The organism is Streptococcus penaeicida (assembly GCF_002887775.1).
GTDB classification, from domain to species: Bacteria; Bacillota; Bacilli; order Lactobacillales; family Streptococcaceae; genus Streptococcus; species Streptococcus penaeicida.
This window is the reverse complement of record NZ_LOCM01000028.1, coordinates 36,279-49,571: the sequence shown is the minus strand read 5'-3', so window position 1 is coordinate 49,571 and position 13,293 is coordinate 36,279. Positions and strand designations below refer to the sequence as shown.

At 39.7% G+C, this 13,293-nt stretch carries 8 protein-coding genes and 1 pseudogene; 8 read left to right on the top strand and 1 reads right to left on the bottom strand.

Going from position 1 to position 13,293, the window contains the following annotated elements:
* Positions 1-75: 75 nt before the first annotated feature.
* Positions 76-498 carry a hypothetical protein gene (locus AT575_RS07515; protein ID WP_174683097.1) on the top strand — a complete coding sequence of 141 codons (423 nt, stop codon included), beginning with the start codon at positions 76-78 and terminating at the stop codon, positions 496-498.
* A gap of 143 nt (positions 499-641) precedes the next feature.
* Here AT575_RS07515 and AT575_RS07510 read toward each other — a convergent pair.
* A pseudogene (locus tag AT575_RS07510) lies at positions 642-2,775 on the bottom strand (GH92 family glycosyl hydrolase).
* A gap of 173 nt (positions 2,776-2,948) precedes the next feature.
* On the opposite strand from AT575_RS07510, the gene AT575_RS07505 reads away from it, so the two are divergent.
* The 7 genes from AT575_RS07505 to AT575_RS07475 all read left to right on the top strand — a co-directional run bounded on the left by AT575_RS07505 (position 2,949) and on the right by AT575_RS07475 (position 13,291).
* Complete coding sequence (locus AT575_RS07505) at positions 2,949-4,235, top strand: glycoside hydrolase family 125 protein (RefSeq protein WP_102777818.1); 1,287 nt, start codon at positions 2,949-2,951, stop codon at positions 4,233-4,235.
* 1 nt (position 4,236) lies between these two features.
* Positions 4,237-6,879: an alpha-mannosidase gene (locus AT575_RS07500; protein WP_102777817.1), complete on the top strand. Its 2,643-nt coding sequence runs from the start codon at positions 4,237-4,239 to the stop codon at positions 6,877-6,879.
* 1 nt (position 6,880) lies between these two features.
* Positions 6,881-7,738: an ROK family protein gene (locus tag AT575_RS07495; protein ID WP_102777816.1), complete on the top strand. Its 858-nt coding sequence runs from the start codon at positions 6,881-6,883 to the stop codon at positions 7,736-7,738.
* A 9-nt stretch (positions 7,739-7,747) separates the two neighbouring features.
* Positions 7,748-9,640 (top strand): beta-N-acetylhexosaminidase, encoded by a 1,893-nt coding sequence (locus tag AT575_RS07490; protein ID WP_102777815.1) that lies wholly within the window; start codon positions 7,748-7,750, stop codon positions 9,638-9,640.
* Between the two features lie 256 nt (positions 9,641-9,896).
* Positions 9,897-10,778 carry an ABC transporter permease gene (locus tag AT575_RS07485; protein WP_102777814.1) on the top strand — a complete coding sequence of 294 codons (882 nt, stop codon included), beginning with the start codon at positions 9,897-9,899 and terminating at the stop codon, positions 10,776-10,778.
* On the top strand, positions 10,772-11,704 hold the full coding sequence (locus AT575_RS07480; RefSeq protein ID WP_415746700.1) for a carbohydrate ABC transporter permease: 933 nt from the start codon (positions 10,772-10,774) through the stop codon (positions 11,702-11,704). The genes AT575_RS07485 and AT575_RS07480 overlap by 7 nt, the downstream gene beginning before the upstream one ends.
* A 111-nt stretch (positions 11,705-11,815) precedes the next feature.
* Positions 11,816-13,291, top strand: a complete 1,476-nt coding sequence (locus AT575_RS07475) for an ABC transporter substrate-binding protein (protein WP_102777812.1) — start codon at positions 11,816-11,818, stop codon at positions 13,289-13,291.
* Positions 13,292-13,293 lie beyond the last annotated feature (2 nt).

Below are 13,293 nucleotides of genomic sequence, written 5' to 3'. Positions count from 1 at the left end.
AGCTATGGTTTTTCCTTGAAATATCTTTTTTATTGCTATACAATGGCAGTAGTAGGAGAAAAAGGAGGAAAAAAGATGAAAAAAATGAGAAATCACAAGACAATGACCCTCATTGCTACTCTTACCCTAGCAGCTGGTGGCTTATTAATAGCACCACAAGTAGCTGCTCAAGAGACAGGAACAGCCCCTCAAGCAAGCACTAGCCAGACAAATACTACTGGCTTAAGCATAAATGCACAAATGCGCAAAGATACCGTTATCATTGACTGTCAATTAGGCATCAGCCCTGAATTGGCAAAAGGTGGACAGGCCACAATTCAATTGGTGGATAGCCAAGGCAATGTCCTAGCAACCATCCCTTATGAATTAAAAGCTGGATGGCAAAGCATGACTGCCTGGTTTGACCTGACCGGCTACCCAAGTGGCGACTACAGTGTCAAAGCCAGCTACAATGGCCAAACCGTACAATCAGCGGCCATCCACCACCAAGTAAAATAGCACCTCCTTGAAAAAACCTCCTACCGATTGGTAGAAGGTTTTTTGATTGTATTGATTTGGTTTGATCAGAAAAAATGCTAAATTTTTGACTTTTTATAAGACGGAAGCCTATTATTTTCATCTAGTTATTGTTTTACAAATCCTCAATTGGACTTCGGTAACAAACTTAATCTGAAAGTTAACTTACTGCTCTTAATTAAGTCTTGGTGTTTTAATTCAGTTATTGCTTTTTGATCTATTTGAACAGAATCCACAAAGTAGTAGTGGTTTTGGTTATTTTGACAGGTGATTTGGATTTCGTTACCAGATGGTAGATGCAGAATCAGTTCTGTAAACTGGGGAATGCCTAGTTGGTATTTTCCAGTTCCGGGACAAACGTGATAGAAACCAAGACATGAAAAGAGGTACCAGGCTGCCATAGAGCCATTATCTTCATCACCTGGGAAGGCTTGGAAACTAGTATCAAAAAGTTCCTGACGCACTTGCTTTATGAGTAAGCTGCAGTACTCAGGTTTTTCCGACCAATGAAAGAGATAGGGAATATGAAAACTTGGCTGATTGGATAAGGCTAATTGACCAAATGACCTTTGTGACATTTCACTCATTTCATGAATTTCAAATCCGTAGTTATCTGGCTTAAAGATGGGCTGATCATTGCAGAGATTTATTAAATAGTCGGTAAATGGCTTCTTGCCGCCAAGTAAGTCCACTAGACCATCCATATCATGATAGGCGCCTAAAGTCGCATGGATAGCTGAAGACTCGGCATAATCTTTGCCCCAAGCATAAGGATTAAAGCTATCCGAAAATTGTCCTTGAGCAGATTTGGCTCGTAGATAGCCTGTTTTCTTATCAAATAATTGGCGATAAGACTGCGCTTTGGTAAAGTATTCCTTAGCAATTTCTGTTTTTCCTAGAGCATCCGCTACGGTGGCAATACACCACTCACTATAGGCATAGTCTAAACTATGGCTAACAGATTCTGTGAATTCTGCCGGCAGATAGCCCAGTTCCTGATAGCTAGCATTTCCCGCTCGACCATGCAAGCCAGCAGGGTCAGAAGCTTGGCTATTGGCCAGCATGGCCTCAAATAAGTCAGGCATTAAATCGGGGGCAATACCCTTACTGCAAGCATCGGCGATGACCCCATCAACCAAGGTGCCCGGCATGACATTGCGCTCGTCCGGAGACAACCACTTAGGCAGAAAATGGGTATCGTGATAAAACTGCAAAATGCCTTCCAAAAATTCTGTCAAATAATCTGGGTAGAGCAGAGAATATAGTGGGTAATTGCTTCGGAAAGTATCCCAGTAGCCATTGTTGGTAAACATCTTTCCAGCCTTAGGTCCATGACTTTGACTATCAAAATGAATTGGCTGGCCCTGAGCATCCAACTCATAAAAGGTTTGCGGGAAAAGCAAAGTCCGGTAGAGACAGTGATAGGCAAGAGTTTTTTCTTGCGTTTTTTTGCGGTCTTTAATTTCCAGACGACCTAATAATTGATCCCATTTAGCCTTAGTTTCTTCTTGTGTTTTGGTGAAATCAGCTTGGCGCTCCAAATTGAGCTCGGCTTGCTGGGAGCTGATGAAAGAAGTGGCCAGTTGACAAGAAATAGCTTTGCTGGCAAAATTCACTTGGAAGTGGAGGTCTTTTCCCGTCAGACTTTGTCCCATTTCTAAGGTCTCCTCACTTAAAATAGGGTGACAAAAAGTGATATCACTATCAAATGACATGCTGATGTACATAGCAAAATTAGGGGATTGAACCTGACTAGCATTGGTGACTTTTACCTGGATTTGACGCTTGCTCAAAAAAGTATAGCTTGTTTGTTCGGGTGCAAAAAAGGTCAAACTTACCGGTAATTCTTCAGCTTCTACTTGTATATTGGCACCGTAGAGACTAGGGGTTAGCCGCGTTGTCAAACGATAGCGATTTGAAGTGATTTCTAAAAGGTTAGGCTGAAAAATAGCAGTATCGAGTTGGTAGCTGGACTGGCGATGAAAGAGACTATCACCATGAAGTTGACCAACAATGGGAGTCATTAAAAATTGAGAAAAATCGCCAATCCAAGGACTTGGTTGGTGATTGAGACGAATCCCTTGATAGACAGGTTCATAGGGATTAAACCACCCAGTTACCGTTTTGATCAGTCGTCTGTAAGGCAAAAGCATTCATGCCAAAAGGGTAGCTGGTAAGAGGGAGGGCATTCCCATTGGAAAAAGCATGAGAATTATAAGTTCCTAGTCGTGTGTCAATAGTTTCAACAATTGAAGACATATCGTAAGCTCCTCATTCTATCTTTTCCTTTATTATAGCCCAAATGAAAAGCTTTGGAAGTCTCACTTTTGGACAAACATTATTTGTGTAAAAAGGGGTTTAATTTGTGTATAGGATTTGCCAGTAAAGTTTTTTACACTAGCATTAGGAAACTATAGAATAAGGAGAATAGGATGCTTTATACAAAAGAAAAAAGCCAAGCTTGGCTAGAAATGATTGCGAATAAATTAAAGAATCATCCCAAATGGGCTCAAGTCTTTGAGAAGTGTTTTACCAATACCTTGGATAAAACCATGACTAAGTTAGATGATGGGACTGTCTTTATTTTGACTGGTGATATTCCTGCCATGTGGTTACGAGATTCCGCTGCCCAAGTCAAACCCTATATTGCCTTAGCTAAGGATGATGAACTTTTAAGAGAAACTATTTTAGGTTTGATTGAGCGACAATTGGATTTTGTCTGCCATGATCCTTATGCTAATTCCTTTAATATGGCTGACAATTGGAACGGTCATCATGAGACCGACCAAACGGAATTAACGGGTTGGATTTGGGAACGCAAGTATGAGGTTGATTCCCTTTGTTATCCCCTCCAACTGGCTTATTTACTTTGGAAAAGAACTGGTGAGACTGGTCAATTTAATGCCACCTTCTTCGAAGCTTTGGAAAAAATTGTTTCCGTCTGGCAAGTGGAACAAAGGCATCAGAACTCACCCTACCAATTTGAACGCCGGACAGACCGCCAAGAAGACACCCTTGTTAACGGTGGTAAAGGACCTGAATGTGCTTATACGGGCATGACTTGGTCAGCTTTTCGTCCCAGTGATGATGCTTGCCAGTACTCTTATTTGATTCCGTCAAACATGTTTGCTGTCGTTGTCTTGAAGCAAGTCCGAGAAATATTGGACAAGCTTTTCCCAGGTGAAGAAGAAGACCTCTATCAAGCTATTATGACTTTGGAACAAGAAATTGATGAAGGTATCAAGAATTTTGGTATTATCCGTAACAAGTCAGGTCAAAGTATTTTCGCCTATGAAGTCGATGGCTTTGGTAATGCCTCAGTCATGGATGACCCTAACGTCCCAAGTTTACTTGCGGCACCTTATTTAGGCTATTGCGCAATTGATGATCCTATATATCAAGCGACACGACAAACCATTTTGAGCCCAGAAAATCCCTATTTCTATCAAGGAACTTATGCCCAAGGTTTAGGAAGTAGTCATACTTTCCACCGCTATATTTGGCCAATAGCTTTAGCAATTGAGGGGCTTACAACACATGATAAGGCTGAAAAAGCAGCCATCCTCGATACCATGGTTGCCTGTGATGGTGGTACAGGGGTTATGCATGAAAGTTTCCACGTTGATGATCCAACGCTTTTCTCAAGAGAATGGTTCTCTTGGGCCAATATGATGTTCTGTGAATTGGTTTTGGATTACTTAGAATTGAATGAGGACTGAAATGGAAAAAGAAACGGTACATATTATTTCTCATAGCCATTGGGATCGCGAATGGTATTTACCTTTTGAAGAACATCGCATGCGCTTGGTTGAATTGTTTGATGATCTTTTTGAACTCTTTGAGATGGATCCTGATTTTAAGAGCTTCCATTTGGATGGTCAGCTCATTGTTTTAGAGGATTATTTGGCAATTAGACCCCAAAATCGAGAACTCTTAAAAAAATATATTGACCAAGGTAAACTGATTATTGGCCCCTTTTACATTCTTCAAGATGATTTTCTCATTTCATCAGAAGCCCATGTCCGTAACCATTTGATTGGTCACTTGGAAAGTAAAGAATGGGGTCCGACCCCTAAAATTGGTTACTATCCGGATACTTTTGGTAATGTCGGTCAAATTCCGCAACTGATGCAAGCAGCTGGTGTCGATGTGGCCTTCTTTGGTCGCGGGGTTAAACCGGTTGGCTTTGATAATCAACTACTAGCTGATGAGCAGTTTCAATCACATTTTTCTGAAATGAATTGGAAAGGTGCAGATGGTAGCCAAGTCTTAGGAATATTATTTGCCAACTGGTATAGTAATGGTAATGAAATTCCAAGTGAAAAGGGAGCCGCAAAAGCCTTTTGGGATCAAAAATTAGCCGATGTGAGACAGTATGCTTCTACATCACATCTCTTAATGATGAACGGTTGTGATCATCAACCCGTGCAAAAAGACTTAAGTAAGGCCATCAAGTTAGCCCAAGAACTCTATCCTGAAATCTCTTTTAAACATAGCAATTTTGAGGACTATATTTCAGCAGTAAAAGCGGAATTACTGGACAACTTATCTGAGGTTGAAGGGGAACTGATTAGTCAGGAAACGGATGGCTGGTATACCTTAGCTAATACCGCTTCCTCTCGTATTTATCTTAAAAAAGCTCAAGCAAGATCTGAAAATCTTTTAGAAAAAGTGGTGGAACCACTTGTTGTGATGACGGGTGCCGATTATCCTAAAGATCAATTACGTTATGCCTGGAAATTACTCTTGCAAAATGCCCCTCATGATAGTATTTGTGGTTGTAGTGTCGATGCTGTCCACCGTGAAATGGAAACCCGTTACGAGAAAGTTCAAGAAGTTGGTCACTATCTTTGTCAAGATATTCTTGACAAATGGAGTGCTAGAGTCGATTCTTCTCAATTAGAAGGTTGGCCTTTGACCGTCTTTAATACCTCAGCTCAAAACAAAAGCCAAGAAATTTGCATGGAATTGATTATTGATCAAGAGGACTTTCGTGATGGGCAATTGGAAACACACTACCAAAACATGGCTGATTTGGATCTGTCATCTTTAGCTCTCTTCACCAGTGATAACAAGCCTGTGACAGCTAAGATTGTGGATTTAGGCACCCACTTTAACTATTATTTGCCGAAAAATGCTTTCCGCTCTGCCAACTTCGCTCGCAAAATCCAAGTCAGTTTTGTGGTTGAGGGCTTAGCTGCCTTTTCATGGCGCAGCTATTCTCTTAAAAAAGAGGCAAAAGTCGAAAAAGAATCTTCAAAAACAGCTTTTGCCCTTGAGAATGATCTGATTAGCGTTTCTGCCGATGAGAATGGTCACTTGGTCTGGGAGAATAAAGGAAGTGGACAACGTTATGTCAACTTTATGCAGTTTGAGGATTGTGGGGATTTGGGCAACGAGTACGTTCATAAGGCTCCCCAAGGAGACAAGCCTGTCTTATCGGAACTAGTCTCATTTGAGGTGACGGAACAAAATCCGCAATTATCAAAGGCTAAAGTGGTTCATCGTTTGCTGATTCCAAAATCAATGGATGATATTTTGCTGGAAGAACAGCAGAAACTGATTGAATTCAGAAATCGTAAGGCTCAACGTTCTACTGATTTGCAAGAATTAATCCTGGAAACGGAATTACGGCTTTATGCTGGTCAGGAAAGATTAGAATGTTCTTGTCATTTTAAGAATGCTATGGATGACCATAGACTGCGCGTGATTTTTGATTTTGGCATCACTAGTGACCATCATTATGCGGATTCTATTTTTGAACGGATTAAACGACCAAATCATGTCCATTCCACTTGGGAAAATCCAAGTAATCCGCAAAGACATCGGACTTTTATTCAATTAGATAATCAAGATGAAGCTATGACGGTTTCAAGTAAGGGCCTGTTTGAATACGAAATTTTGGATAATCACAAAATTGCCTTAACTCTTTTAAGGGCAGTTGGGGAATTAGGTGACTGGGGTTATTTCCCAACGTCAGAAGCGCAATGCCACCGCCGATTCAAGCTTGACTTTAGCATTGAAAAACATGCTAGCCAAGATTGTTTTGCGGCCATTCAAAGGGCTCAGGCTTTCCAGACGGATTTGATTGGTAAACAAATCAAGATTCAGGATGGGGACATAGAGCTTAATCATCAAGCCTTCAAACACCCTGCACTTGAAAATCAACGCCTCAATGTAACAGCTCTTAAGACTAGTGAAGATTTAAGTTGTCAGCTTTTACGTTATGTCAATTTAGGGGATGAAAAGGTGTCCTTAGAGCATCAGGCTCAGGGTCTTAACCTCTTAGAAGAGCTAATTGGGTTATTGCATCCAGACTTAAGAGCTCAAGAAATTAGAACAGAAATCATAAAGGAGAATTGAGATGACAGTTGCATGTTTTGACGTAGGTGGAACTGGTGTGAAATTTGCTAAAATTGGTCAGGATTTAGTCTTAAAAGGTAAGGCAGAGACTGCGACACCCAAATCTTTAGAAGAATTATTGGCATTTATGTCCCATTGCTTAGAGAAAAAGGATTTCTCAGCCATTTCAATCAGCTTTCCTGGTGCTATTGATAAAAAATCCGGAATTATTATGGGGATTAGTGCAGTTCCTTATATTCATGGACCTTCATGGTACGAGCTCTTAGGGTCTTATCAAGTTCCTATTTTTATGGAAAATGATGCTAACTGTGTTGGACTCAGTCAGATGGCAGTTAGTAAAGATATTCAGAATTTCATCTGTGTGGTCTGTGGAACTGGAATCGGTGGTGCTTTGATTATTAACCGTCACTTAATTGCTGGACAAAAGGCTTATGCCGGTGAATTCGGTTGTATGATTATTGATCACCAAGAAAAACCAATGCAAAACTGGTCACAATTGGCTTCTACAGCTAGTTTGGTTAGGAGAGTTGAAGCGACTTCAGATCGTGACCTTGACTGGAATGGCCGACTTATTTTTGATGAAGCAGCTAAAGGAGATCAGGTCTGTCAAGAAGCTATTGAGCAGATGGTAAACAACATGGCTATTGGCATGATGAACCTCTATTATTTCTGTGATCCAGAAAAGATTTTTCTAGGTGGTGGCATTAGCCAAAATGCAGCCTTTATAAAAATGTTAGAAAATAAACTGACTGATTTAGCTAATACTTATGATGGCTTCCCTGTTGCCCCAGTTATTGAAGCCTGTCACTACCATCAAGATGCTAATTTAATTGGGGCCTACATGAATATATTTCAATAGGAGGATAGGATGACACTTGTATTTGACTTGCCTGAAACATTAAAAGAAGAAACTTTTCTAAGAACAGCTCGGCACTTAGGTATTACGAGTGGCCGGATCTCTATACAAGTGGATTCTAGCAGTCCAAGTTTAAGTGTCAAGAAGACTGCAGGAGGCTTTCTAATCAGGGCACCTAAGCAACACATGCTCTATAGGGGGCTCCTCTTATTAGCCCAGCAATTCCAAAAAGATACAGAAGTATTTGAGCTTGAAGAAAACTGTCTTTATCGTGATTTAGGCTTTATGGCGGATGTTTCTCGGAATGCTGTTTTAACGGTAGCTGCTGCTAAAAAGTTGATTGCTCTCTTAGCCATGATGGGTTATTCCAGTTTCCAACTCTACATGGAAGATACTTATCAAATTGAGGGTCATCCTTACTTTGGCTATTTCCGAGGTGCATACTCACAAGCAGAACTGGAAGAGATTGAGGCCTGTGCTATTTCTTATGGGATGATTTTTGTTCCTTGTATTCAAACTCTGGCTCACCTACATTCCTATTTAAGGTGGGAGCAAAAAAGTATTCAAGCCATTAAAGATGTTGATAACATCTTACTTTGTGGAAACGAGAAGACCTATGACTTGATTGATGATATGTTCAAGACCATGTCGCAATTGCAAACTAGAAAAATCAATATCGGTATGGATGAGGCCTTTCAAATTGGCTTAGGACAGTACTTGGCTGATAATGGCTTTCAAAACCGTAGTCTGATTATGTGTCGTCACCTAGAACGTGTTTTAGATATCGCCGAAAAGTATGGTTTTTCATGTAGCATGTGGAGTGATATGTTCTTCCAATTACTAGAGTCAGAAGGAGAAGAGACTAAGCAAGAGCAAGAAATCAAAGTCTATTTGGAAAAAATGATGGCGCGTGTGACCATAATTAATTGGGATTATTACCAGACAAGTCAAGAAGCTTATGATAGTGGTTTTCAGAAACATGCCAAACTGGGTAAAGAGATTGCCTTTGCCGGAGGTGCTTGGAAATGGACCGGCTACACGCCTGATAATGATTTTAGTTTGTATATTGCCCCCATGGCCCATGCTTCTTGTCAGAAAAATCAAATTAAAGAAGTTCTTATTACTGCCTGGGGTGATAATGGGGCAGAGGCTTCAACCTTTGCCATCCTACCGACCTTGTTGGTTTGGTCTGAACTGGCATATCATAACAATACTGACTTGGCTGAAAGTCACAGTCGCTTGCTGTTTGGACTTTCACAAACCGATTTTCTAGCCCTCGACGCGGCAAATATCCCCCCAAGTAACCCTCACCATGACGGTCTTCGCCAACAAAGCGGTATCAATCCTAGTCGCTACCTGCTCTATCAGGATGTCCTTTGCCCCCTCTTGCAAAAACATTCTCTTCCCTTCGAGGATGCTGCTTATTTTAGGAAAAAAGCTGCGCTTCTAACAGAGATTAAACTCAAAAGCCAGACTTGGGGCTATCTATTTGAGACTCAGGCGGCGCTTTGCAGACTCTTAGCCCGAAAAATTGAAGTGACAGCCGAAATTCGGAAGGCCTACCAGGATCAAAAGAGACTGGAGTTAGCTTCCGGCTTATCAAAACTTCAAGATTTACAAGTGTCCCTAGCGCATTTCAAAAAAGTTTACAGTCACCAATGGCAAAAAGAAAACAAGATTTTCGGTCTAGATACTGTCGACCTGAGACTGGGTGGTCTGTCTGCTAGAATTGAAAGAGCAACCTATCGGGTCAGTGATTATTTATCAGGTGACATCGAATCTATTGAGGAACTGGAAGTTGAGATTTTACCATTTAGTGATTACTATCAAACAGATAAGTATCCTGCCATACCGGCCAATCAATGGCAGTTGATTGCGACAGCATCAACCCTTTATACAACTTAAAAATCAAAAAGAGGAGTAGGCCTTTATGTCAGACCTCCTCTTTTTCCTTATCGCTTCTAGTAGGAGTAGATTATCACATGTTATTCTCCAAAGTATAGTTTACGGCTACCTATAATTTGTAGAATTTTGCCTATAGTGTGACTATTACCTAGCAGGCAAATGATGGGTATACTAGTAATGCAAAGGCTTACAAAGAAAGGATAGAATATGAAAAAAAAAGCTTAGGACCTTACAAAATAATGCCATCTTCTTATTAATGGTCTTACCCGGAGTATTATGGTTTATCACTTTCTTTTTTATTCCCGTTTTTGGTAACGTCGTTGCTTTCCAAGATTTTAGAATAACGGGCGAAGGTTTTATTGATAGTATTAGACATAGTAAATGGGTCGGATTTAATAATTTTAAATTCTTATTCCAATCTAAAGATGCCTATATCATAACACGTAATACCTTGCTTTATAACATCAGTTTTATCATTTTAGGTTTACTCTTTGCCGTCGGGATTGCCATTGTTTTCAGCCAATTAAGGTCCAAGAATATGGTTAAAGTTTTTCAAACAACAACCCTCTTCCCCTATTTTCTCTCTTGGGTTATCATTAGTTTCTTTGTTTACGCCTTCTTAAGTCCAGACAAAGGTTTGATTAACAGTATTCTCAAGCATTTCCATATGGCTCCCATCTCTTGGTACAATGAAGCAGCCTTTTGGCCATTCATTCTGGTTTTCTTAGGCATCTGGAAAGGTCTAGGTTACAATAGTATCATTTACTATGCCAGCATCATGGGAATCGACCCTGCCTATCATGAGGCTGCCATTATTGATGGTGCCAACAAATGGCAACAGATCCGCTATGTTACCCTCCCCCAATTAACACCGCTGATTACCATCCTTACCATTCTGGCTGTCGGCAATATCTTTCGAGCTGACTTCGGATTATTCTACCAAATCCCTAAAAATTCAGGAACCCTTTATAATGTCACTCAAGTTTTAGATACTTATGTTTATAATGGAATCTCCGGAACAGGTGATATTGGTATGGCAGCTGCGGCCGGTTTGTATCAATCAGTGATTGGTTGCTTCTTATTAGTGACAACCAATCTGATCGTGCGTAAGCTCGACCCAGAATCAGCACTATTCTAGGAGCCAGTATGAAGAAGAAAAAAATAGAAGCCGTGCATTTGCATACCTTTGATCGAAAGACAAATGCCATCTTTACCTTTATCTTAGCTTTTTTTGCCCTCTCTTGTATCTTACCTTTTATCTTTGTTATTGTGATATCCATTACGGATGAATCCTCGCTCTTGCAACATGGGTATTCTTTCTTACCAAGCAAGCTAAGCTTTGCAGGCTATGAATACCTCTATCAGTTAAAGGATAAAATTTTCCAAGCGCTCTTTATCACAGTATTTATCACAGTGGTCGGAACGACCCTTAATGTTTTCTTCACAACTTTGTATGCTTACTCCATTTCCAGAAAGTCCTTTAAGTATCGACGTTTCTTTACCATGATGGCTTTAGTGACTATGTTGTTTAGTGCCGGTGTAATCCCGACTTACATTATCATGACGACTTTCCTTAATCTTAAGGATACTGTCGCAGCCCTAATTCTTCCTATGCTATTAAGCCCATTTAATATTATGGTCATGAGATCCTTTTTCAAAAAGACCATCTCAGAATCCATTATTGAATCGGCTAGAATAGATGGAGCCAGTGAGCTCTTGATTTTCTTTAAAATTTGTTTACCGATGACCTTGCCTGGTATTGCTACCATTGCATTGTTTACAGCTCTAGCCTTCTGGAACGATTGGTATAATGCCCTATTGTATATCCAGAGTGATAATTTAGTACCCTTGCAATATTTACTGATGAAAATTCAATCAAACTTGGAATATCTATCAGAAAATGTTGCAGCAGGAGCACAGGTCTCTGGTGTTGCGGGAAGTCTCCCCAAAGAAGCAACCCGGATGGCAATTGTAGTTGTGTCAACCTTACCAATTGCATGCCTTTATCCATTTTTCCAACGTTACTTTGTAAAAGGATTAACGATTGGAGGTGTTAAAGAGTAAAAGTTAATGGACTAGTTTTAAACGAATTCTTAGGAGCCTATCCGTAAGGCTTTGCTAAACAAATTAAAGAAATCAACGCACAACACATTTTATTTACAGAAAGGTATCAATATGAAATCTTGGAAAAAAGTAATGGTATCAGCAATTGCTTTATCATCAATAGCTGCTCTTACTGCGTGTTCAAACTTAAAAGGAAATGGTGGAGATAACTCTGCTGACTCAGCAAATGGTAAAACAAATGTCTTAATGTATCAAATTGGTGAGCCTCCAAAAAACTTTAAGCTCTTGATGAAAAATGCTAATAAAATTATTGAAAAAGAAACTGGTGCACATTTAGAAATCAAATATATCAACTGGGGTGACTATGCTGATAAAATGGCAATCATGACTTCCTCAGGAGAAAACTATGATATTGCTTTTGCTCAAAACTATGTGATTAACGCTCAAAAAGGTGCTTATGCTGACCTTACTGACTTGTTCAAAAAAGAAGGTAAAGAATACTACGATCAACTAGACCCTGCTTACATCAAAGGGAATGAAGTAAATGGTAAGCTTTATGCCGTACCTGTAACAGGTAACGTAGCAAATCAACAAATGTTCTCTTTCAATAAAGAATTAGTTGACAAATACAAATTCGATATCTCTAATGTTAAAAATTATGAAGATTTGGAACCTATGTTGGCCGTTATCAAAGAAAAAGAGCCAAAAATCACACCAATGGCTTATTCTAAAGGTACAAAAGTGTCTGATAACTTAGACTACATCCTAGGTGACTTGTTACCATTCGTTGTTGACTTAGAAGGTGATTCTACAAAAATTGTTAACCAATTTGAAGTAGAACACTATGTTAACCGTATTAAAACTGTTCATGAATACTACAAAAAAGGTTACATTCCAGCAGACGTAGCAACAAGTGATGCAGAATTTAACTTGGCAACTCCAAACTGGTTCGTTCGTAAAGAAACACAAGGACCTGCAGATATGGGAGACAGCCTCTTAACAACTGTTGCAGGTTATCCAATTGTTTCTAAAGCTTTAACCAATGCTTATAAAACAAGTGGTTCAACTCAAGCAGCTAACTTTGTTATCTCAAGCACTTCTAAACATAAAAAAGAAGCAATGAAAATCTTGAACCTCCTTAACACTAATAAGGAACTTCTAAACGGTCTTGTGTTTGGTCCAGAAGGCACAAACTGGGAAAAAGACTCCAGCAAAAAAGATACCATCAAATTGCTTAAAGGCTATGCTAACGATACTCGAATGTCAGCCTGGAACACAGGTAACAGCCAAATTCTTTACAGAACTGATAAAGTAACTGATCAAGACGTGGCACAATCTGAAAAAGTTTTAAAAGAAGCTAAAGAATCTCCAGCTCTTGGATTTAGTTTCAATACTGATCCAGTTAAAACTGAAATCACACGTATCCAAAACATTATGAACCAATACAATGCAGGTATTCAAACTGGTACCGTTGATCCAGACAAAGCAATTCCTGAATTAATGGCTCAGTTCAATAAAGAAGAAGCTTATGCTAAAGTCATGAAAGAAATGCAAAAACAATATGATGAATTCTTAGCAAAAAAATAAGC